21 protein-coding genes are annotated in these 22,690 nt (G+C 61.0%); 12 read left to right on the plus strand and 9 right to left on the minus strand.

What is annotated here, in order from left to right; all coding sequences use genetic code 11:
- Window positions 1–32: 32 nt before the first annotated feature.
- Window positions 33–668 carry a hypothetical protein gene (locus HZC36_12985; protein ID MBI5707892.1) on the minus strand — a complete coding sequence of 212 codons (636 nt, stop codon included), beginning with the start codon at window positions 666–668 and terminating at the stop codon, window positions 33–35.
- A 72-nt stretch (window positions 669–740) separates the two neighbouring features.
- On the opposite strand from HZC36_12985, the gene HZC36_12990 reads away from it, so the two are divergent.
- Window positions 741–1,856: a glycosyltransferase gene (locus HZC36_12990; GenBank protein ID MBI5707893.1), complete on the plus strand. Its 1,116-nt coding sequence runs from the start codon at window positions 741–743 to the stop codon at window positions 1,854–1,856.
- Here the strand turns inward: HZC36_12990 and HZC36_12995 are convergent.
- On the minus strand, window positions 1,846–2,121 hold the full coding sequence (locus tag HZC36_12995) for an acylphosphatase (protein ID MBI5707894.1): 276 nt from the start codon (window positions 2,119–2,121) through the stop codon (window positions 1,846–1,848). The two genes, HZC36_12990 and HZC36_12995, sit on opposite strands and share 11 nt — an antisense overlap.
- A gap of 385 nt (window positions 2,122–2,506) precedes the next feature.
- Here HZC36_12995 and HZC36_13000 point away from each other — a divergent pair, with 385 nt between their 5' ends.
- Complete coding sequence (locus HZC36_13000; protein MBI5707895.1) at window positions 2,507–3,370, plus strand: phytanoyl-CoA dioxygenase family protein; 864 nt, start codon at window positions 2,507–2,509, stop codon at window positions 3,368–3,370.
- 212 nt (window positions 3,371–3,582) lie between these two features.
- Here HZC36_13000 and murJ read toward each other — a convergent pair whose 3' ends face one another.
- Entirely contained in the window at window positions 3,583–5,172 is a 1,590-nt protein-coding gene (gene murJ, locus HZC36_13005) for a murein biosynthesis integral membrane protein MurJ (GenBank protein ID MBI5707896.1), read from the minus strand.
- A 151-nt stretch (window positions 5,173–5,323) separates the two neighbouring features.
- On the opposite strand from murJ, the gene HZC36_13010 reads away from it, so the two are divergent.
- From HZC36_13010 to HZC36_13035, 6 genes are all read left to right on the plus strand, one after another.
- The gene (locus HZC36_13010) at window positions 5,324–6,172 is read left to right on the plus strand and encodes a PEP-CTERM sorting domain-containing protein (protein MBI5707897.1); all 849 of its coding nucleotides are present in this window, start codon (window positions 5,324–5,326) and stop codon (window positions 6,170–6,172) included.
- 387 nt (window positions 6,173–6,559) lie between these two features.
- Window positions 6,560–7,078: an Rrf2 family transcriptional regulator gene (locus HZC36_13015; protein ID MBI5707898.1), complete on the plus strand. Its 519-nt coding sequence runs from the start codon at window positions 6,560–6,562 to the stop codon at window positions 7,076–7,078.
- A 53-nt stretch (window positions 7,079–7,131) separates the two neighbouring features.
- A complete protein-coding gene (locus tag HZC36_13020; protein MBI5707899.1) occupies window positions 7,132–7,995 on the plus strand; it encodes a 4Fe-4S dicluster domain-containing protein in 864 nt (287 codons plus the stop codon).
- Between the two features lie 61 nt (window positions 7,996–8,056).
- Window positions 8,057–11,362, plus strand: a complete 3,306-nt coding sequence (locus HZC36_13025; GenBank protein MBI5707900.1) for a molybdopterin-dependent oxidoreductase — start codon at window positions 8,057–8,059, stop codon at window positions 11,360–11,362.
- Between the two features lie 28 nt (window positions 11,363–11,390).
- The gene (locus HZC36_13030) at window positions 11,391–12,455 is read left to right on the plus strand and encodes a hypothetical protein (protein MBI5707901.1); all 1,065 of its coding nucleotides are present in this window, start codon (window positions 11,391–11,393) and stop codon (window positions 12,453–12,455) included.
- A 66-nt stretch (window positions 12,456–12,521) separates the two neighbouring features.
- A complete protein-coding gene (locus HZC36_13035) occupies window positions 12,522–12,833 on the plus strand; it encodes a carboxymuconolactone decarboxylase family protein (GenBank protein MBI5707902.1) in 312 nt (103 codons plus the stop codon).
- 139 nt (window positions 12,834–12,972) lie between these two features.
- On the opposite strand, the gene HZC36_13040 is transcribed toward HZC36_13035, so the two are convergent.
- The 5 genes from HZC36_13040 to trxA all read right to left on the minus strand — a co-directional run bounded on the left by HZC36_13040 (window position 12,973) and on the right by trxA (window position 16,790).
- A complete protein-coding gene (locus tag HZC36_13040; protein ID MBI5707903.1) occupies window positions 12,973–14,142 on the minus strand; it encodes a hypothetical protein in 1,170 nt (389 codons plus the stop codon).
- Window positions 14,143–14,156: 14 nt separating this feature from the next.
- Window positions 14,157–14,723, minus strand: coding sequence for a hypothetical protein (locus tag HZC36_13045; protein ID MBI5707904.1), 567 nt, complete (start codon window positions 14,721–14,723; stop codon window positions 14,157–14,159).
- Between the two features lie 202 nt (window positions 14,724–14,925).
- Window positions 14,926–15,360: a hypothetical protein gene (locus tag HZC36_13050; GenBank protein ID MBI5707905.1), complete on the minus strand. Its 435-nt coding sequence runs from the start codon at window positions 15,358–15,360 to the stop codon at window positions 14,926–14,928.
- A 107-nt stretch (window positions 15,361–15,467) separates the two neighbouring features.
- The gene (locus HZC36_13055) at window positions 15,468–16,310 is read right to left on the minus strand and encodes a hypothetical protein (GenBank protein MBI5707906.1); all 843 of its coding nucleotides are present in this window, start codon (window positions 16,308–16,310) and stop codon (window positions 15,468–15,470) included.
- A gap of 156 nt (window positions 16,311–16,466) precedes the next feature.
- A complete protein-coding gene (gene trxA, locus HZC36_13060; GenBank protein MBI5707907.1) occupies window positions 16,467–16,790 on the minus strand; it encodes a thioredoxin in 324 nt (107 codons plus the stop codon).
- A 201-nt stretch (window positions 16,791–16,991) separates the two neighbouring features.
- Here trxA and HZC36_13065 point away from each other — a divergent pair, with 201 nt between their 5' ends.
- The 4 genes from HZC36_13065 to HZC36_13080 all read left to right on the plus strand — a co-directional run bounded on the left by HZC36_13065 (window position 16,992) and on the right by HZC36_13080 (window position 21,776).
- The gene (locus HZC36_13065) at window positions 16,992–17,891 is read left to right on the plus strand and encodes a hypothetical protein (protein MBI5707908.1); all 900 of its coding nucleotides are present in this window, start codon (window positions 16,992–16,994) and stop codon (window positions 17,889–17,891) included.
- Window positions 17,892–17,900: 9 nt separating this feature from the next.
- The gene (locus tag HZC36_13070; protein ID MBI5707909.1) at window positions 17,901–19,688 is read left to right on the plus strand and encodes a DNA primase; all 1,788 of its coding nucleotides are present in this window, start codon (window positions 17,901–17,903) and stop codon (window positions 19,686–19,688) included.
- Between the two features lie 149 nt (window positions 19,689–19,837).
- On the plus strand, window positions 19,838–20,839 hold the full coding sequence (locus HZC36_13075) for a sigma-70 family RNA polymerase sigma factor (GenBank protein ID MBI5707910.1): 1,002 nt from the start codon (window positions 19,838–19,840) through the stop codon (window positions 20,837–20,839).
- 145 nt (window positions 20,840–20,984) lie between these two features.
- Window positions 20,985–21,776 carry a nucleotidyltransferase family protein gene (locus HZC36_13080; protein MBI5707911.1) on the plus strand — a complete coding sequence of 264 codons (792 nt, stop codon included), beginning with the start codon at window positions 20,985–20,987 and terminating at the stop codon, window positions 21,774–21,776.
- Window positions 21,777–21,786: 10 nt separating this feature from the next.
- Here HZC36_13080 and HZC36_13085 read toward each other — a convergent pair whose 3' ends face one another.
- A complete protein-coding gene (locus tag HZC36_13085; GenBank protein ID MBI5707912.1) occupies window positions 21,787–22,689 on the minus strand; it encodes a hypothetical protein in 903 nt (300 codons plus the stop codon).
- Window position 22,690: the final 1 nt, after the last annotated feature.

The raw sequence follows: 22,690 nt of genomic DNA on the forward strand, positions 1-22,690 counted from the left end.
ATTCTACCATATGGCAATATGGCTGCCCGCGGCTAGAACCCTACTTTGTACCGAATGATGCGCGTCGAATGAACGACCTGCTTGCCACAGCTCAGGCAAGCCATCACCCGCATCCCACGGTGTTGGGGTGAGATGGCAGCCTCGGTGAAGCCGCTCGAGGCTTCGCAATGCTCGCAATTGCCTGCAGAGCCTTCGCGAGACGTCTGGGCGCGGAAGGACTCCCTGTTCAGTCTCCCAAGCGCGCCAACGAAATCCTCGGCTTCCCTTGCCTCCTTGAGCATCCCGACGAACTCAGACACCTGGAATGACACTGGGGGCGAATAGTCCGAGAACTCCGGATCGTCCTCGGTGGGAGCCGTATCGGTCGCCTGATACCACGTGATGCGATCCACTGGGCTGACCTCGACCACAAACCGGAATTCCGGGAACCTGGCGTTCAGGACATTAGCCCACTGCTCCGCCAACACGGGCTCGCCCGCAAGCGCATCGTCCGGGTCGTGGAAGGGGTGGTCGTGGTGCACGAAGTGCTGATACTCCCAAAGCTCCATGCTTCCAACCCGGGAGATCTCTCGCGCAATATGGATCGGGATATCCTTTGCCGGCAAATTGAACACCAGCCCTTCATACTCGTGCGGATCAAGGTCTTCCGAACTGAAGCGAATATCCACGGCCCGATGAGATTACCGCCTGATGCAAGCTGATACATCCTGATACATGCCCTGTGGTACCTTCGCTTCAGCTTGAAGCCCGGCATCACTCTTGCCACCATCGTCCGCAACGAGGCGCGTTGCCTTGAGCGCTGCCTGAGTTCCTTGAGTGGGCTTGCCACCGACGTCGTCCTCGTCGATACCGGCTCCACCGACGGCACCCAAGAAATTGGCAGAGCCAACGGCGCCCGGATCATCGAGATCGAATGGCCAAATGCCTTCGACGCCGCCCGAAACGTCGCGCTCGATGCCGTCGAGACCGAGTGGACCCTGTGGCTCGACGCGGACGAGTGGCTTGTGGAGGGTGCGGTGGACGCCATCAAACGGGCGATCCTGAACGACCTGGCGTTTGGATTCACACTCATCCGTCGAGACCTTCTACCCGACGGAGCCCACGGCGAGCAAAGCCTGTTTCGTTTATGGCGGACCCATCCGGAGGTTCGGTTTGCCGGGGTCATCCACGAACACCTGCCGGACGAGGCGCTGATGGCCGCCTATCCGGGCCAGAAGCTGATGAACACCGACATCCCGTTTTGGCACGACGGCTTTCGGCAGGAGGTTTCCGAAGCCAAGCTAAGGCGGAACCTGCCCTTGCTGGAGCGCGAGGTTGAGCTTCGGCCCGGGCAGTATTACTACCGCATCGAGCTGGCGAACACCCTTGTCAAGCTGGGGGACCCGAGGGGGCAGATCCTCCTGGACGAGCTTGCCGACGAACTCGTTAGCCTCCAGCATCTCGACGAGCCGCCTTCCAATACCTTGGACCAGTTTCTGGCCTCCTATCTCACCGGTCTGCCCGATGTGGAGCTTCGAAGCAGACGGGCCGACGTCCTCATCCTTCTGTGCAAGGGTTGGTTCCCTAGGAGCCCCTGGGCGCTCAGCGTCGCCGCTCAAACTGAGATCCGACGTGGCAACCTCCATGGGGCCCTTTCCACCCTTCAGGACCTTGAACGCCTTGCAGCGTCGGGGAAATACGACCGCTCCACGACGGTTCATCCGATGCTGCTGGGTGAGGCGCTTTACACCAACCTCGCGCTTGTGGCGCACCAGCTCGGGCGGGTCGATCTTGCGAGACTGAACTACGAAAGGCTCCTAAAGCTCGACCCCCAGAACCCGTTGGCACGAGAAAACCTGGCGACGCTCAGACGATGAAGCTGATGCGGAATCCGTCGTATTCCGGGGCGGGATCGTAGTCCTCGTCCGAAACGGAGTCCACCCTTCCTGGGCCGAAAAGGAGCTGCTCGCGGAAGAGGTCCAGAACCACGGGATCGGGATGCTGCGCGATGACTTCGACCCACTCGTCGAGCCGGTTCCACACTTCGCCAAGCACCTCGTATTGGTCCGCACAGCGTAGGGTGTAGTCGCGGAATCCCACTCCTTGCACTCTCCCGCTCACAACCATTCGCCGCGTGGGCATACCTGGAGTATATACCGGGTTCAAGCGTCCTTGGTGATCCGTGAGCCAGCCTCGCCCTCTCTCAGTCCGCCCCCATCTTCTTTCTTAGTTGCCCCGCTTCCCCCCAAAACGGGGACAGAAGAGAGTAGCCGGGGGTCGAGCGAAGCGACCCCCTGGACCAGGCGCAACCCGAAGCCGCAATCCGGGCGGCCGCCACCCCGCCCCAGTCCTCCATGACCTCAGCGGGGTCAGAAGGCAGTAGCCAGGGGTTGAGCGAAGCGACACCTCTGGACTAGGCGCAACCCAACCCCCGCACCCCGCAAGGGGTGCCACAAGGCCCATCGCACTCGCAACGTCGCCCTTCGCCGGCGTCCAAGCCCAAACCTCTGTCGTACAATGCAGGATCATGCTCGAAGAGACCCAGCGTGCCGATGCCAGCCAGCTTGCAGAATCGTATCGCCGTGAGGGCTTCGTGATTGTCCGAGGTCTTCTCTCGAAACGGGAGGTGCAGGAATACCTGGCCCACTTCATGGCGCTCAGGGAATCGGGCTTTGACCCCGGTGAGAACAGCGAAACCCGGCTGCTCTCGGACGATCCGCTTCGCCTGTGGCCAAGATTCATGCACCCGCACCGGCGTGATCCCAAGAGCCTGAGCCTGCTCCTCGACCCGCGAATCCGAGCAGTGCTCCGATCGGTTCTCGGTGAGGACGCGCTGGCCGCGCAGACCATGTTCTATTTCAAGCCGCCCGGCTCGAGGGGCCACGCGCTGCATCAAGATCAGTACTTCCTGAGGGTGGATCCAGGAACCTGCCACGCGTGCTGGGTTGCTCTCGATCCGGCGGATGAGGACAACGGCGGCATGCGCGTGGTCCCCGGCATGGGCGACTTGCCGCTGATGTGCGTCAAGCAGGCGGACCCTTCCCAAAGCTGGTCCCAAATCACCATCCCTCTGCCCGACGATGCAAAAGCCGTCGAGCTTCAACTCAATGCCGGCGATGCCCTCTTCTTCAACGGCTGGACCCCGCACGGCAGCTCGACCAACACCAGCGCCGATCGCTTCCGCCGCAGCTTCATTGCTCACTACGTCCCGAGTTCAGCTCGCCAGGTTTCGGCGTGGTACCAGCCGCTGCTGAATTTCGAGGGCAGGGAAGTCACCCGCGAAGTAAGCCCCCAAGGCGGTCCATGCGGCGTGTGGACCGAGGACGACGGAAAGCTCTCACTCTCCATGATCGACCCTGACTTCGAACAGCCCAAAAAGGAGCACGAGTAAAGCTCCGCCCCTTTCTCCTGCACTGGAGGAGGAAAGGGTTGGGGATGGAGGTTCCGGAGGCTGAGCGATGAAGGGATGATGAGATGAAGGGATGATGAGACCGAAACACCGTCTGCCAGATCATTGCGAGCCACTTCATCCTGGCTGATGAGGTCCTACCCTTCATCCCCTAATCCCGTCACTTCATCATCTCCTCGGCCATACCCCCCAGCCTATGCGCCCCGCTTCCTATTGAGCTTCGCCAGGGTCCGGTCCAGGTACGCCGTCTCGGGCATGGCCAGCCTGCGCGTGATGCCGTAATACACCCAGACGCCACTTAGCCCAAACACAAACAGCCGCACCAAAGACAGCGCGTTGTGGCCGAGGCCTTCGCCTCGAGGCACTACAAGAGCGCCCATCCATAGGACCAAGCCCATCGCCAACCCCGCCCCCGAACTCTTGAAGAACGTGGCCGTGATCCCCTTAAGGTCGAATTCCTCGATTCGTCGGTTAAGGACTCCGAGAAGCATCACAGCAAGCAGAATCGCACTGACGGAGCTCGCCAAGGGCAGTGAGAGGTAGCTCAAGGAGGTCAACCGGAGACCAAAGCAAAGCCCCAAAAACACTGCGGTCGTGGCCGTTCCGATGGCGATCGGCGTCACCGTGTTCTGGATCGCGAAGAACCCGCGCATCAGTACCGGATGCAGGCACCAGGCGAACACGCCGACCCCAAAGAGCTGAAGGCAGGAGGCCACCACCGCGGTGTCCGATGCGCCGAACCGCTTTCCGTATTGAAAAAGAACCGCGACGATGTCGGGTGACTGGACGATCATCAGAGCCGAGACCGGGACCGAGATGTAGATCACGGTGCGCAGCGTTGAGGCGAGTTGCGACGCATACTTGTCCATCTCCTTCTGCGCAAAGTGCATGCTGAGCGTGGGGAAGACCGCGATGGCCAGCGATTGTCCGAACACTGCGAGCGGTGCCTGCATCAGCTTGTTCGAGAGGTCCATCGCCGTTGCCGTGCCTTTGCCATAGTAACTGCTGAAAGCCTGCATGATCAGCCCATAAACCCCCGGAAGCGAGAGCCCAAGGATGACCGGAAGCATCAGCTTCATCACCTTCTTCACGCCTGGGTGGCTGAGGTCGAGTGAGGGTCTGAACTCTGGGTTCACGGCGCGAAGGGCGACCAGCGGCACCAGAAAGCTCCCGATCGTCGCTCCGATCAGCGCGCCCCACGACATGCCCACCACGCCAGGGGTCACGAACTGGCTGATCACCAGCGCGCCAAAGATGATTCCCAGGTTGTAGACGTTGGGCCCCAGCCCTGGAACGGTGAAGCGCTGATGCGAATAGAGCGCCCCAAACATGAGTCCACCAATGAAGAACGCGAACTGGGCGGGCAGTACGATCCGGCTCATCGTGGCGATCAGCTCACGAACCGGATCGGCGTCCGAGCCAGGTGCCACCGCGTAGGTGAGCGGGTAGGCGAAGACCCACGCGAAGACGACAAACCCGATCACGATCACCGACATGAGCGTGGTCACGACCGAGAACACCTTCCAGGCCTCATCTTTCCGGTCGGTGTGCAGGTATTCGCTGAAGACCGGTATGAACGCCGAGCTAAGCGCACCTCCTGCAACCAGAAAAAACAGCAGGTCGGGAATGGAATAGGACCAGCGGTAGGCGTCGGTGAACTCGTTGCGCCCGAAGCTCCAGACCATCACCTGGTCACGCAGCACCCCCAAAATCCGGGAAAGGAGGAGGCTCGCTGCCATGATCAGGCTGGCGCGCGCGACGGTCGGTGCTTGCTGCGTGGACACTGGAGGTGGTTGTACCTCCCTATCAACGGACTCTGGAGGGACCAGCCGAGGCCACATTCAAGCAATCGGGTCGATTATTCGCGCCCAGTGGGAACAGATTGGGTGAGCCGGCAATCTTAACAGTTCAGTAAGGATTGTCGGAGACCCAAACATGAAAAAACTCACCGTCGCTCTACTCGCCGCCGCCGCCGTTGGCGCCAACGCCCAGCTCTATGGAGTGGGCCCTGCAAACAACGGCACCGCCGCCTACCACTTCAGCGTGATCAACACCTTGAACGGTGCCGCTACGCAGCAGTTCACTTTTTCTGTCCCGAACACTACCGCAGTCAACTTCCTGACCTATGTCCCACAAACGAACAGGTTCTTGGCCGTCGGCGTGGTCAGCGCGTTCTCTTCGGTGCTCGTCGAGATCGACGCAGGCGCGCAGACCGCGACGACCGTCTCGCACGGTATCCCCAACGCCTATTTCGAGGGCTTGGAATACATGAGCTCCCTGGGGGGCGTCGTCGTCTCGCACGGTCCAGGTGGGTTCTTTACTGGCTCGATCGCACTTCTGAATCCGATCACCTATGGCCTCATTAGCACTGGCGCGGTCCCTGGCGCCAGCGATTCAGACATCATTTTCGACGACGGGACGGGCGCGGTGAACACCATCGACGCGAACAACCCGAACTCGAACGGCTGGCAGCGCAACATCATCAACAACCCGTTCGGTGCGATGAGCGTCACCGGGATCGCCAACAACACGTTCAACCCGGCGGGCGGCGAACCCGACCTTGCCTGGAAGGCGAACGAGAGCCGCTTGTTCCTCTCCCAACTGACCCAGCTCAGCACCGTCGGCGCGCTCAATGCGATCTCGGGTGTTGGAGCTTACGGGACCAGCTCACTCGGTACGCCGATCGAAGTCACGGGAATCGCCGCCGTCCCGGAGCCTGCTACGATGGCCGTTCTTGGACTCGGTGCCCTCGCCGCAATCCGAAAGCGTCGCCAGAGCAAGTAGTTCACCGACTCGGAAAGAGGCGCAAATCCCCAAAAACGGTCCCGCATGGAGGACCGTTTTAAGGGATTTGCCCCTTATAGAGGCTGAATCGAGCTGATGACACCTAACCCCACCGCCCACGCGGTGAGACGGTCGCTGCACAATGTTGACCTAGTGGCCAATCCGTGAGGCACGCGTGGCAATCACCAGCATCGCACCGTTGTCGCCCGTGTCGAAGCGCATCGTTCCAACCATGCCGAGAAGCGTGCAGTTCCGCGGGTCAGAATGGTCACATAGACTTCGGGCTGCGGAGATGTAACGAAGACTTTCGTCGCTCTTCGCATGAGCACTTGACAAGAAGACCTGAAGGTAGTATTATCCGTTTACGATGGGGGACGCGAGCGGGTGTTGAGCCAAACTACCGGGTACGCAATCTCGGCGCTCGGGTGCCTTGCCGGGATCGAGGGGCGGACTCGGCTCGTTCGTGATGTTGCCGACTGCGCCGGCCTCGCCCTGCCGTATCTGAGCAAGATCATCCTCACGCTTTCCCGCAAGGGGGTTGTCGCGACCCGGAAGGGGATTGGCGGTGGCGTTCGGCTTGCCTGCGATCCACACTCCGTGAGCCTCTACGAAGTTTGCGTACTGATGGACGATCCCGTTATTCAGATGCGGTGCTTGATGGGGACGGCGCCCTGCTCTGCGCAGCGCAATTGCCCTTGCCACGAGTTCTGGGCGAAGCATCGCGAGCGCCTCTTCGAGTTCCTCATGCGCACGACGCTGGCTGACATCGCGCGATTCGAAGCGAAGCGTTGCAGCACGGCCCGTTTGCAAGCCAAAGACAATGCGTCTGAGGGTCTGGTCCAGTCACTCATGGCAACGGCCGGCCCTGTGATTCCCGCCGAGCGGTCAAGGAGGCCGCGCCGATGAAAAAACATACGACAGCCTTGCTGGACGGCGCCGATAGGAGCGACGTCCTGCAGATGGATCTCAAGACCGGGTTCGACCCCGGGCGCCGCCAAGCGATCACGCGGCTTGCGAGCGCAGCCATGGCCGGGCTTGCCGCGCCGAGCCTACTGGCTAGGGAAGGCCCAGGTCCCGCGCTCGACGCGATCCAGATTCCCGCCCTGCCCGAGCCGCGCCACGATGAGGACTCGCTAATCACCATGATGCGGGACCTCCAGCGCGCCCTGAAGAAGCCGGAAACGCAAAGACGCTGGGTGATGGTCATTGACCTGCGAAAGTGTGTGGGCTGTCACGCATGCACCGTCGGATGCATCGCAGAAAACAAGTTGCCGCCCGGCGTCGTGTATCGGCCGGTATCCGAAGAAGAGGCGGGCGTTTACCCGAACGTCAAGAGGCGCTTCGTTCCTCGCCTGTGCAACCACTGCGACAGACCGCCGTGCGTCAAGCCTTGCCCGGTCAAGGCGACGTGGAAAGCAAAAGACGGCCTCGTACACATTGACTACGCCAAGTGCATCGGGTGCGGCAAGTGCGTCGAGGCGTGCCCGTATGGTGCTCGCACCCTCGATATGGGCGCGAACTGGACCGACGGCACGCCGCAGAACCAAGCCTACGAGAAGGCGGCGAACTACGAGTACGGCAAGAAGTGGCCGCGAACTGCCGACGCTTCGCCCGTCTTTAAGGCCCGCAAGTGCACCTTCTGTATGCACCGCCACCGCCAAGGGATGCTTCCGATGTGCGTTTCGACTTGCATCGGCCGAGCGACCTACTTCGGCGACGCGAACGACCCTGAGAGCCTCGTCGCGAAGCTCGTTTCGCAGCCGAATCTCATGCGCCTGAAGGAGAATCTGGGGACCAAGCCGCGCGTGTATTACATCACGTGAACCGGAATCCCCTGCCAGACCTTCAGTGAACCCGCCACCCTACGACCCAAAGGAAAGAGCAATGCCCTCACGCAACGAAACGAAGAGAACTCGAACTCAGGAACAGGAATCCCGGAACGGCATGACCAGGCGCGACGTGCTCCAGTCGTCGGCCCTGCTCGGCGCGACCGGACTGCCCCTCAAGTGGGCGCGCCTCGCCGAAACCACGCAGACGGGCGCCGCCGAATACGATCTCTCCAAGCCTGAGAACATCATCAACACGGTTTGCCTGCAGTGCAACACCGGGTGCGGCATCAAGGTCAAGCTCGTGAATGGAGTCGCGGTCAAGATTGACGGCAATCCGCTCGCGCCGACGACGATGGTTCCCCACCTTCCGGCGAATACGTCGCCGTTCGTAATGGCAGGCATTGACGGCGCCATCTGCCCAAAAGGACAAGCGGGCCTTCAAAGCGTCTACGACCCGTACCGCATCCGCAAGGTGCTCAAACGCGCCGGCAAGCGCGGCGAGAACAAGTGGGTCTCGATCCCATTCGACCAGGCGGTGAAGGAAATCGTCGAGGGAGGATCGCTTTTCTCGAAGGTGCCTGGCGAGGAGAACCGGACCGTGGAGGGCCTCAAGGACATTTGCAGGCTCCGCGATCCAAAGGTCGCCGCCGCGATGGACAAGTCGCTCGCCGAGTTGAAAAACGTCATCAAAGACGTTCGCAAAAAGAAGCTCCCAGAGTCCGCGCTTGTGGACGCGATCGCTGCATTCAAAGCTAAGCACAAAGACCACTTGGATGCGCTGATTGACCCGGATCATCCCGATCTCGGCCCCAAGAACAATCAACTGGTGTTTGCATGGGGCCGCATGAAAGCGGGCCGAGGAGAATTCGCTCGCAGGTTCGTGACGGACGCCTTCGGCTCGGTCAACGCGCACGGGCACACGACGGTGTGCCAAGGGAGCCTGTACTTCACCGGTAAGGCGATGAGCGAGCAATGGGACTACGACGAGAAATCCAAAGAGGTCAAATGGACCGGGGGAGACAAGTTCTATTGGCAGGCGGATACCGGCAACGCCGAGTTCATCCTCTTCGTCGGAGCCTCGCCCTTCGAGGGCAACTACGGCCCGCCGGCGCGAACGCCGCGCCTGACGAACAACCTCGCAGCAGGAAAGCTGAAGATCGCCGTAGCCGATCCGAGGTTTTCGAAGACGGCGTCGAAGGCGTGGAAATGGCTGCCGATCAAGCCCGGCTTCGAGGCTGCCCTCGGCCTGGCGATGATTCGCTGGATCATCGAGAACAACCGCTTCGACGCGCGTTTCCTCCAAAACGCGAACAAGGCCGCCGCGAAAGCGGACGGCGAGCCCACTTGGTGCAACGCCACGTGGCTTGTGAAGCTCAACGAGAAGGGCGAGCCAGACAAGTTCCTCCGGTCTCATGAGATCGGCGTCGCGCCTATCGAGTCGCGCAAGGCGGAAGACGGAACGGAGTATCCATACGAGCGCTTCGTCGTGCTGTCGGGCGGAAAGCCGCTCGCGGTGGACCCGAACGATGCAACGCTAGCGGTCGAGGGCGACCTCAACGTGAACACGACGGTCAAGCTCGTGGACGGCAAGGAAGTCCGTGTCAAGTCCTCCTTCCAACTGCTGGCCGAGGCGGCGAATGAGCGGACGATTGAGGAATGGGCTGAAATGGCCGGACTCCAGACGAAAGACATCGTCGAGATAGCCCTGGAGTTCGCGAGCCATGGTAAGAAAGCGGTCGCCGACATTCATCGAGGAGTCAGCCAGCACACGAACGGCTTTTACAACTGCTTCGTGTTCAACAGCCTCAACATGCTCCTTGGCAACTACGACTGGAAGGGTGGATACGTGAAGGCGTCCGCCTGGAATGTCACTGGTGACAGCAAGGGCAAACCGATTGAAGGCAAGCCGTTCTTCTTTCCGAAGTTGCACCCGAACAAAGCCAAGGCGTTCGGCCTGAGCAGCATTCGGCACGACGCGAAATACGAAGAAACAACCCTATTCTCCGGCTACCCCGCGAAGCGGCCGTTCTATCCGCTTTCCTCGGACGTGTACCAGGAGATCGTCCCGAGCATCGCGGATCAGTACCCATACCCTGTTAAGTGCCTGATCTTGTACATGGGGTCACCTGTATACTCCCTGCCCGCCGGAGACAAGCTGGTGGCGGCCCTGCAGGACGTAGAGAGACTCCCCCTCTACATCGCTAGCGACATCATCGTAGGCGACTCCTCGATGTACGCCGACTACATCTTCCCGGACCTGACCTATCTGGAGCGTTGGGAGTTCCACGGCAGCCACCCCTCGTTCACGAACAAGCAGCAGCCGGTGCGCCAGCCCGCCATCGCACCCATCCCAGAGACCGTTACGGTATTCGGAGAGAAGATGCCGATCTCGATGGAGTCCATGCTGATGGCCTTCAGCGAAGGGCTGGGGCTGGCCGGGTTTGGAAAAGAAGGCATGGGCACGGGCATGGACCTGGCCAAGCCGGAGGACTTCTACCTGAGGATGGTCGCCAACGTTGCGGCAGGCGACAAGGCAGGGGAGGCGGTGCCGGATGCGGACGACCGCGAGATGGAGCTGTTCCTTGCTTCCAGGCGGCACCTTCCAAAGTCGGTGTTCGATCCCGACCGGTGGAAGGCTGCGGTTGGCGACGCTTGGTGGCGTAAGGTCGTCTTCGTCCTGAACCGGGGAGGCCGCTACGAGGACTACGACAAGGGCTACGACGGCGCTCAGGTCAAGCACAAGTACGCCAAGCTCCTGAACATGTATTCGGAGAAGGCCGCCGGCGTCAAGAACGCCATGAGCGGCAAAGCGTTTAGCGGGGTACCGCGGTTCATTGCGCCCTACCTAGACATTGCAGGCAGCCCAGTACAGGACGACAAGTACGACCTCAAGCTGACCACGCACCGCGACATCACCATGACGAAGTCACGCACGATCGCCGACTACTGGCTCACCGCGGTGAAGCCGACCAACGTCCTGCTGATCAATAAGGCTGATGCGACGCAACGCGGCTTCAAGGACGGAGACTTGGTGAAGGTGATCTCGGCCTCGAACCCATCTGGCGTCTGGGATCTCGGCCACGGGAATAGGCGGCCCCTCAAAATCAAGGTGAAGACGGTTCAGGGCATGAGGCCCGGAACCGTCTCGTTTGCGCTCGGTTACGGCCACTGGGCCTATGGCGCATCGGACGTGACGGTTGACGGCAAGGTGATCAAGGGTGAGGAGAGGCGTGCCGCAGGCACGCACCTCAACGCCGCCATGCGCGTGGACCCGGTGCTCAAGAACACCTCGCTCGCCGATCCGGTCGGTGCAAGCGTGGCTTTTTACGACACCAACATCAAACTGATCAAAGCAACCTAACGACTCGACGGAACGAGGAAACGACCCAATGACACGTAAACACAAACCCTCATCAGCACTTCGACTGGCTGTGATCGCTTTCTCGATCACAGCAGCAGTTGCGACGTACAGCCAAGCCGCCGCCCAAGGCGGCAAAGATCCCGGGCAGATCTCCGGATACGCGTTTGGTGACATCTACAGCGCAAACAAACACCACAACAGCGCCATCCAGGGAATGAACGGCTTTTGGTTCAGGCGGATCTACTTGACATACGACAAGAAGATGGACGCAGGTTTCGCCGCCCGATTTCGTCTCGAGGCGAACAGCCCTGGCGATTTCACGAGCTCTACGACGATGCAGCCCTTCATCAAGGACATGTACTTGCAGCGATCGCAGGGCGATCAGAAGTTCTACTTGGGCTTGATTCCGACGCCGACGTGGGACAACATTGACAGCACGCTCGCTTATCGGCACATCGAGAAGTCCCCGCTCGACCTATTCAAGATGGGCGAAGCTCGCGACCAGGGAATCTCCGTTAAGGGGCCGCTCGACAAGGAAAAGAAAACAACCTACTGGCTAATGGTAGGCAACGGCAGCGGCACCAAGGGCAAGACCGAAAAGGGCAACGCCATCTACTTCCAACTCGCGCACAAGCTCACCAAGGACCTGACCATCGAGGGTTACGTTGATCGCTGGGACAAAACGGGCCACACGGACTGGCGCACTGCGTATCTCAACTTGATGTACGTGACGCCGCAGTCCAAGGCTGGGCTCCTGTTTGCAGATCAGCGCAGGCAAAACGCGACGGGTCCAGATACCAAACTGCAGGTCACGTCGCTCTACGTGGATACCAAGGTTTCGGATAACGCCCGCCCGTTCTTCCGCGTGGATTTCGTCAACAATCCCGTCCCAGGCGCGGACAAGATCTCCTACTTGGCGCTCTCCAAGGACGCGAAGCCGACGTTCTACATGGCGGGATTGGAGTACAAGCTCTCCGAGGACGTCAAGATCATTCCGAACATCGAATACGTGACCTATCGCGATTCGACCACTTCGAGCACGCCGAAGAACAACGTATTCTTCCGGGTGACGTTCTTCTTCGCATTCAAGTAGGAAGTCGGTGGATGCCAGGCGACGCGCCCGGCATCCAACCCTCTTTCAACGGACTCGGAGTTGGCCATGACGAAGTTCCCCAAACACTTTTCAAAATTCCTCGAGGACTACCCCGACCTCGGGCAAGCCTACATGTCCATTAGCGACGCGGTTTCGGCAGCGGGCCCGTTGGATCGCAAGACGAGCTGCTTGGTCAAACTTGGAATGGCGGTCGGATCGGCTCAAGAAGGCGCCACCCACTCGCAAGTGCGGAAGGCACTTGAGGCCGGGGCGACGCCCGACGAGTTGCGCCATGCCGTGCTCTTGGCTGTAACGACACTTGGCTTTCCGAGCATGATGCGCGGCCTGGCCTGGGTCGAAGACGTTCTGGCGAAGTAAGCCCGGACCCGTCCGGCGGGTGTCCATCCTCCTTCTGAGCCTGATCTTGGGTGTTAGTTGACTTGTGTAGCTGGAGGACTTCTCCTCCGGCCTCTCCCTCGCGGCCTGGCAACTGCCGGGAACTGCTGAGATTCTTCCCCTACCGCTCCAACAGCGTCCACTTTTCCCTTTTCGCCCGGTCCCATTCGGCGACGAAGGACCACCAGTTGCGCAGCTTCTTGCCCTTATAGGTCAGGCCGTGGTTCAGGCCGGGGATCGCTTGCATCCAGTAGATGCGCCACTTGATCGGCTCGCGGCCCCAGCGGTCGGCGCTCATCATCTGGGTCTTGCCGCCGCCGTCGGGCTTCCAGTCCTCGATGTCGGTCTCGACGGTGCGCGGGTTGGTCCAATCGTAGTCGCTCTCGCTGTTGGGCGCGTAGTGGGTCCATCCGCAGTGGGCGGGCTTGGTGACGATCTTGTGCGAGATGTCGCTGCCGACGAAGTTGCCCCAGAAGAGCAGCTCGGGCCACTTCTCGGGCGGGGCGGTGTCTCGGCCGTCGATGTGGTTGATCAGGTGCTCGAGCTGGTGCATGTGGTTTTCGAGCATCTCGCCCAGCTCGCGGCCGTAGTTGAAGTGGAAGACGGTGTAGGTCTTGCTGAAGACGGGCAGGTCGGTCTCGTCGCGGTCCGAGTTGCTGACGTCGCCGGTGGGGCTGGACATGTTGGATTCCCAGAGCCCGTTCTTGCCGTGGTAGCCCCACATCCAGATTTGCTTTACGCCCTTCTTTTCGACCCAGGTTTTGGCGTCAATGCGCTTCATAACGGCGTTGTAGTCGAGCAGGGGCTCATCTTCGCTCCTCTCTGGATTCCTGAGAAACGACCCCGCAGGGGTCAAAGAAAGTAGCCCGGGGTTGAGCGAAGCGACACCCCGGGTCCGCGAGCGCCCCAAGTCCTGCACCCCGGAGGGGTGCCAGAGATCTGCTGCTGCGCCTATCTGCCCCTTCTTGGCGCGGATGGGAATGCCCTCTTTGATGACCATCTCCCCGACGACCTCGTACTTCAGGGCGGGCTTGCTCGGGAGCTTGTAGCCCCGGAAGCGCGAGCCCTCCTCCAGCGCGGCGCAGGCTTCTTTGGTCAGGCGGTCGGTCTTGGCCTTCAGGCCGGCGTAGCCTCCGCCCGCGCGGACCGAGGCGTTGTAGGCCTCCTCGGTGGCGACGGTCTTATCAATCTGGTCGCCGACGACGGGGTAGTAGCCCACAACGAAGATCTTGATGGTCTGGGTCTGCTGAAGGGCCAGGGCCAATATCGCGGCGGTGAGAGAAAGTACCATAGCAATCGAAATCTCTATTGGTATCGAAGCAACTGGAGCATGATGTGCTTGTACTGGCGCACATTTGGCCGCAACGGATCTGGCGGCTCAAGACCTTCATCGCGGACCCGAGAAACCGTCGCGCAAAGTACGTACTTTCCCGGTTGTTCCGGCCCCATCATGAACGAGAAACCGGTCTTAACTGCTCCATCGGGGGGGCTTTGGTGCAGGTTTGCCGGAAAGGACGCCTCACCGCTAGGACCCCACCTCTCCCAACCCAAAGGGATCATAACCCTGGGGTTTGCTTTCCGGTAGTCCAGATACAGGACAGCGAGCGAGTCCTTGGGGTCGTGCATCTCAACCGGCGGCGTGATGACCTCTGCTATGAGCATTCCCTTTGGGATCACTATGCGGAACCTGACCTTCTTGTCAACCGAGGCTATTTGCTTTTCGATCGTCGTGTCATCGCGCGCCCAAACAGGGTCAAAAGCCAGTTGGGGCTTGCGGGCCTCGCTGTTGGGGACGGGAGCCCTAGCCTGCCAACTCACCCCGATCACAAGGCCCACAACTAACGAAACGATCGCTACGATGACGGTCCGCATTGGCCTAAAACAAGGATAGCAGGTTCCCATGCCTCAGGAGCCTTTCGCCGGGGCACGGGCACTCAAGGGCGCTCTGCTCCTGAGGCTTTGTCCGGGCGCTCGGCTTAGCCTCAGGACCAAAGGCTCAGGATTGCCCGGGGGACTCGGCCCGAGGGTCCTGAGGCATTGCGAATCATGTAGGTTTGGGTGCAGGCACCGAAAATCACTGACCGCGCGAGGACCCACCCGAAGGGGGGCCGCCTGGCAACGAATCGTTCGGCTGAACGCGCTTGCTCTTTAGAATCGCGCCATCAGGACAAAGCACTCCAAGCGCCATCGCCGCAAGAATCCAATTGTATGAAGGAAGTCCTTGCCAGCTAAGCTCTCGACCCAACTCGGTGAGCCAACCAGACACTGGAAACCAACCGAGGAACATGGGCAGAAAGCAGAAGACGGCGGGCATCAGCGCCTTCCATCCGCTGAATGGTGGACGCATGATGAACGCCAGGACGACCATCATGCCAGCGGTAAGCGCCAAGACGTATGTCAGCAGGAATGAAAACACGACCGCGTTTGCTGAACCGATACCAGGTACGGCGAATGCGCCTGCCAGAACGCACACTCCAATTCCAATTGCGGCATAAGCGATGCGCACCATCGATCCAGTATACGACGAAAGATCGACGGGAAAATGGTACTAACCCCAGCAGACAGCCGTCGTACTGCGAGGGGGACTTGACTTGGAAGGAGGGCCACGCGTCGGTATTATTTGGCAGATTGCATCTGGACCACCGCATCGTGCGACCTGCTCCAATAATCAGCCTCTTTAGGCAGGTTGTGGGACTTCGCAAACGCCGCGAGGTCGGAAAAGTAACCGGGGAGATCCACATCTCGAGCGAACGCGACCTTCTGAACGCACTCCGGGCAGCACCACATAGGCGCGAGGTCCACCGCAAGCCTGCTCTTGGAGGCGTTCATCAAGCATTCGTACGCGATGCAGTGCTCGATCCCGAACATATGCCCCGTCTCATGCGCCGCCACCTTGAAGAGACGCCGGCGAAACTCCTCCGATCCGGGGTCACCGTAGCGGTGCAGCGACCACACGCCGATCCGCTCGCTTAGGCTCGCCAGGCCGAACACGAAGTTCCAATCCTCGCCAGGGAACAGGTCTGTCGCTGTGATCGCCAGGACGGCGAGCGCATCTTTGGGCCGCCTTGGCTCGAGCACCTCGTCCAGGACATACGTGGCGTTGAACTGCTCCACCCCGCCGTGATTGCGTCGAGCAGACATTGGGATCAGGTCGTCGGAGATCGGATCGAGCACCTTGGCCGGCGCGGAAAAGGTTACGGCGAGGAGCTCGGCAGTTTCGGCGACCAGCTGCCGGCTGCGCGCATCGAGCGCGCCGATGGGCTGGACGTAGAGGGTGGTGTAGTCGCTTTTCCTATAGGAGTCGCGGTACTTGGCGAAGGACTGGCCCGGCACTCCGCTGCTTGGGGCCACCTCGTCGCGGGAAGGGGACATCGCCAAATGAAGCGGCTCGAGGGCCTTCGTGATCGCGTTGGGCGCGGGGGCGCACATCATGGGCCGGACGACAAGAAAGAGCGCCACCAGCAAGCCTGAGCCAGCTACTGCCCTGATCCTTGATCTTCGTGTCTTAGAGCTCGTGGACCCCTTGATGGAGCCGCTCCTTCCCCCAAAAGGGATATGCATGAGTCCCGTTTTGCGAAACGAGCCTGCAAACCCGGTCGCGAAGAGCCCGCACCCCTACATATGCGGCGTCAGGAGCTCGATGATCTTCTGCTTGGGAGCGCCACCGATCATCTGCCCAACCTTTTGCCCGCCCTTGAACACCAGCAAAGTGGGGATGCTCATCACGTTGAACTTCATGGCCAAGTCGCCTTCGCGGTCCACGTCGACCTTGTAGACCTTGACCTTGCCGGCGTACTCCTGCGCGATCTGCTCGATCGAAGGAGCGATGGCTCGGCAAGGGCCACACCACTCTGCCCAAAAATCAACGAGCACGGGGACGTCGGACTGGAGGACTTTCTCCTCGAATTCAGAGGTTGCGAGAGCGAGATCTGCTGCCATAGTTGATGTGTCCTGGTTCAGGACGAGCCTGAGTCTGGTATACCTTACTACGCCCGAAGGGGGCGGGATGATTCAACGCACCGCGAGCTTGGCCGCAGGTCGGGCCTTGCTTGGCCGAAACGGCGCGCAGAGGCGTGACCTTTTGAGTCTCGTTCCCGTCCAAAGTAACGAATAGCGCACCTTTTAGGAGGAATCAGAGTTTTGAATTACCGGTTAGCAATCCTGGCAACGTTGGCGGTCGGCGCAATCTTGGCCGCTCCGGCAACGGTTTCGGCTCAAAAGCGGTCAAAGGCCACGGCAAAGAAGGTCGTCAAAAAGGCTCCTGCCAAAGCGGCGGCCGCCCGTGACGAGAACGGCCTGGTCGGCGTTCATCTGTTTGATCCCGCCACCGTCGTGCTGAACAAGTTTGGTTCGCCCAATGAGATCGAGGCCGTGGGCATTTCCAGCGGGTCGGTCGGACCCGTGGGCCCCTCGGGCGGCCAAGGCATCGGCGGCCCGGCTTCGCCCCAGGGCGCAGGTCCAGGCGTGCCTCCCGGCATGGGTATTCCCGGCGCGGGCGGTGGTGGCGGAGGCGGTTCTGCAGGCGCCATTGGTGTGACCTCTCCCTCCAACGATTTTGGGTTCGGCAGCACCCTGTTCATGCAGGATGGCCCGGGCAAAGGCATTCCGAGGCCTAGCGCCAGTGGCCCTGGCGGCACGATCCAGGGTGGCCCTCCGGGACCTGGAGCCTCCGGCGGCGGCCCTGGCCGAGCGATCGGTGGCGGTTCCGGCAGCTCCACGTCGACCAACTTCACCCGCTGGATCTACAACCGGCCCAACAGCAAGTACGCGTTCATCGTCAACAAGCAGGGCCGCGTCGTGCAGATCGAAGCGATCGGAATCAAGGACGCTGCAGTGCGCACGAACCGAGGCACCAGCTTCGGCGCTCCGTTCGCCAGTTTGGTGAAGGCCTACGGCAACCCTGATGGCTATGACATCGCCGGCGATTCGTTCGTCGTCCGATTCCTGCAAAAGAACAAAGTGGCTTTCCGCCTCTCTCGGCTCGATGAAAAGAAGGGCCATGTGGTGACCGGGGTTGTGGTCGCCGGCGGAAAGGACTAAACTCTTGGAGTGTCCGACGAGCGCGACGAAATCAAAGCCAGGATAAGCATCGTCGACCTCGTCGGACAATCCATAGCGCTCAAACGCAGCGGCAAATATTGGAAGGGCCTCTGTCCGTTTCATCCGGACAAGAACCCTTCCTTTGATGTTTCTGAGACCACCGGCTATTACCGTTGCCGGGCCTGCGGCGAGAACGGCGACATCTTCACATGGGTCATGAAGACCCAAAACGTCGAATTCCCCGAGGCCCTGAAGATCCTCGCCGAGAGGGCCGGAGTCACGCTGAAGAGGATCGGCACTCGGGAAGACAAGTCCCAGCGCGAGGTCCGTAAGGCGATCATGGAGGAGGCCAGGGCCTTTTTCACAGCTCAGCTTTCCCAGTCGGAGACTGCGCGAGCCTATCTCGAGAAGCGAGGTCTGGACGAGGCGGTGGCCAAGACGTGGGAGCTTGGGTATGCCGCCGACATCGACGTAGCCCTGACCACCCACCTGAAGAAGAAGGGCCTCCCTCTTCAAGAGGCCAAGTCCCTGTTCCTCGCCGAAGAAGACTCCTCTGGAGGGTTCTTCGACAAGTTTCGAGGGCGCTTGATGTTCCCGATCCGCGACGAGCGGGGTGAACTGGTCGCGTTCGGCGGGAGGCTCCTGGGTGATGGGGTCCCCAAATACATCAACAGCGGCGACACGCCTATCTTCAGAAAGAGCCGCGTTCTCTATGGCCTCTACCAGTCCAAGGACCTCGTCGCGAAGTCCGGCCGAGCCGTGTTGGTGGAGGGGTATCTCGACGTCATCGCCTGCCACTGCGCGGGGGTCAAGACCGCCGTCGCCTCGCTGGGCACGTCGCTGACCGAAGATCACGCCAAGCTCCTAAAGCGCTGGGCGAGCGAGGTCGTCGTGTTCTACGATGGCGACGCCGCCGGCAAGAAGGCCGCCGAAAGGGCGCTTTCGGTCCTCAATGAGGCAGGGAACAGGGTGCGGGTGGCGCTCTTGCCTACGGGTCAGGACCCGGACACGCTGCTTCGGAGCCTCGGCGCGGACGCCGTCCAGAAAGCGGTCGATCAAGGGCTGAGCCCCCTGGAGTTCCGGCTGGCGATGCTTGAAGCGACCCTCAAGCCCGATCAAGAGGATTTCTGGACCGGGGTGGTGGGCGCTTTGGCCGAATGCGACGCGATGCCGGCGGTTGACGCCCAGGTGGCGCGTCTGGTGCACAAGTACCACCAGGGCCGGTCGCACGAGATCGAGGAAGCCAAACTCCGGGCGGACGTGCGTCGCGCCAGGTCGTCGCTGCATCGCGACAGAAGGAGGGCGGAACCTGCGGTGCCGCGAGCTTTCGTTCCCGATCCGATCAGCGCGAGGGCCTACGTGGTCTTCCACGCGGTGCTTCACGAGCCATTGCGCGCGGAGGCCTGGCCCGCCATACTCGAAGAGGGCCTGATGGACAGCGAGGCCGCAGAGCAGCTTGCACTGGCGCTACGCGGAAAGTGGGGTGAAAAGCCTCCGGTAGGTGCGGCGGCGAGCTGGATTGGGGGCATCGAGGACGAGACGCTTAGGGAGCTCTTCTCCCGCGCCGAGGACCCGAGGTACTCCGCGAGTTCCGAATCGCTGGCGGCGTGCGTCAGTCTCCTTAGATCCGACCGCCAGCGTCGGGACGCCGAACAGCTAAGCGCGATCAAAGGCGAAGGGGCCGATCTGGCAGCCATAGCGGAGCGGCTGAAAGCGGCTGCCGTAGAGAACCCCTTCTGGCACTTCGACAAGGACCCCCCGGAGAAGGGGTCTGGCGGCGACGCAGGGTTCCTGTAGAGCGCATGGCGATGGGCGAGCAAGGGGGGTCCCTCTTGGGCCTGGGGATGGCGTGCACGCCATCCCGGCAAAACTCCTTGGAGAATCGCCAAACGTGTGTTAGAGTAAAAGTTGCAACGGCGCGGTACTTGAGGGGAGGCCGCGAACGGGTGCCTGGTACGAAGGTCATGATTTTTGGGGAGTGCACATCGCCGTATCGTGAGGCGGCTGAGGGTTCCTCCGGTTATTCCGTGGAGGAAGCAGAGGGCCACAGACCTCTTGCCGACGCGATGGCGGGTCCTTCCTCGTGGGCGGGCGCATCGCCCGTCGGCAGGTCGCGACAGATCGAAGTCGACGACTCCTTGCAACTCTGGATGCAGACGATCTGCCAGATTCCTTTGCTCACCGCTGAACAAGAGTTCGAACTGACTCACCGCGCCAGGCTGGGGTGTCGCCAGGCTAGAAAGTCGATGATCGAAGCTAATCTGCGGCTCGTGGTCAGCATAGCCAAGCGCTTCACAGGGCGGGGGCTCTCTCTCCAGGACCTGATTCAGGAGGGGAATCTGGGCCTCATTCGCGCGGTTGAAAAGTACGACCCCTCAAAGGGCTTTCGCTTTTCGACCTATGCCACCTGGTGGATCCGTCAATCCATGTCGCGGGCGATCGGCGACCAAGCCAGGACCATCCGCGTGCCCATCCATGCGCTGGAGTGGGTCTCAAGGCTGCAGAAGACCGCCAACTGCCTTCAGCAGAGCCTCGGCCGAACGCCCACGGAAGCTGAAATCGCCGAAGCAGCCGGAATGTCGGCTGAGAAGGTCGCAGAAGTCCTACGTGCCGCCAGCGAGCCGCTTTCGCTGGACGCTCCAGTTGGCGAAACCGAGGACTCGATGCTCTCAGAGTTCGTCGTCGACATGAAGGAGGCCCCGGTCGATCTTGCCGTGAGGAATCTGATCCGGCGGCGCGTCGTCGAGATTCTGGGCACCCTCGGCGAGCGTGAGCGCGACGTGATCCTCATGCGCTTCGGGCTCTTCGACGGGCGGCCCTACACCCTTGAAGAGGTCGCCGCCTGTTTCCAGGTCACTCGTGAGCGAATTCGCCAGATCGAACAGAAGACGCTCAAGAAGCTCAAGCATCCGACCCGGGCCAAGAAGCTCCTGGAAGCCCTCGAGTGACCCTTTTTTCGGGCCGCACCGGGCATAACCGCAACGCCAGAGATTCGGATAATCCTCCAGATTCGTCAGAACCATCAAAGGAATCCGCCGCTCGGGCGAGAAACCCCATGAACGCGTGCCAAGTCGCGTAAGATAGGAAACACCTGTGTCAACCTACGACGTCATCATTCCCGCGGGGGGCCGCCTCGACGAAGAGTTCTCAAAGGTCGTGGCGACCAACAGCAAGGCGCTCATTCGCTTCGACGGCAGGACGGTGCTGGAACGCACGATAACCGCCTTTCGGGAGTCCGGTGCGGTGCGGCGTATCGTGGTGGTCGGTTCGACCGAGGTCTGCGAAAGCGCCGAGGGGGCATCTGCGGACGAATGCCTCCGTGAAGGCGCCACGGGCCCTGAAAACATCTTCCGCGGTCTTGACTACTTGGTCGAAGACGGTTCGGTCTCCGATCGCGTTTTGATCTGCACCTGCGACCTGCCGTTCATCGACGCCGATGTCGTCAAGCTGTTCCTTTCGCTCTGCAACGAGAACAAGGACTTCTGCGTGCCGCTGATCGCCGAGCCCGACTACAGTGAGGCCTATCCGCAGGCCGAAGCCACGTTTGTCGGCCTTCGCGACGGGGTGTTCACGACGGGCTGCCTCTACAACGTCCGGCCAGAAGCGCTGCGCAAGGCCATCCACCACATCGACCGGCTGTTTGTGAACCGCAAGAGCAAGATCGGCATGGCGCGCGTGCTTGGGATGCGGTTTGTACTGCTCCTGCTGATGAAGCGCCTAACGATCCGCGACGTCGAGGACAAGGTGCACGAGCTTCTGGGTTGCACGGGCCAGGCCGTCGCGGATAGCCCGCCGGAACTGGCCTACGATGTGGACTATCTCGAGGACTACCATTACGCGATGCAGACCTTCCGCACCATGCGCAAAACGCCCAGCATGCACTGAAGTCAGGAATCTAATTCGAGGCCGAATCGCGGAGAATTGTCGGCACCATTGGCACACTGTCCTTGAGCAGCCGCTCAAGCGCCTTGTCCTTCGGGAACAGCGTCAATCCGAACCTGGCCGTCGCTTCCATTCCATCGAGGTCGCCCAAGTCTCTCTGGCAGAGCGCGAGCCAACGGAACGCGTCGTCGAGCGCCAACTCGTCCTCTTCGTCGAGTCGCTTTGGGTTCAGTGTTCCGATGCGGACGGCCTCCTTCATCGTCGCCGCGCCAGCCTCCAGGTCGTGCTTCTTGACGATCTGAAGCTCGCCAAGCTGAACTCGGATGGTCAGCGCCTTGGGGTTCTCGTAAAGACCTCTCCGAAGGAAGGCCTCGGCCTCGCGGAGGGCGTGAGCACTGCGGTCTCGCGCCATGATCGAACCGCCCACCACCCATGCCGGCGTGAATTGAGGGTCGATCAATGTGAGCAGACGAAACAGCGGCAGCGTGGTCTTGGGGTCGTTGTGGTGGTGTGAGGACATGTCCTCAAAGGCCGTGGTGGCCCTTTCGATGTCGCCGAACACGCCGCGAAAATCTCGTTCAGCCGATGGGATCACGGTCGCCGTCGTGCCATCGATACAGAGACCGTCGTCGTCGTGGTCGGCATTGTGCGCGGCCTCCTCGCCCGTCCTCATCTCGGCGTCAGTGAGTTTGCGCATCTCGACACCGTTGTGAAGGTAGAGGTCCGTTCTCAGCCAGAGCCAGGAGGTGAAACTGGTCCGAAACTGTCCGAGCAACGAGGCGCCAGCTTGCTCCTCGTTCACCTGGCGCGATTCCGTCTTGACGACGGGGTGGATGACGGGCTCGAAGGTGGAAACCCAGCCTCCGATGCTCGCGGTGGCGGCGAACAGGACCATTGCGAGGGCGAATGTTTTCATG

This window comes from Armatimonadota bacterium (assembly GCA_016223145.1).
Taxonomy (GTDB): domain Bacteria; phylum Armatimonadota; class Fimbriimonadia; order Fimbriimonadales; family Fimbriimonadaceae; genus Nitrosymbiomonas.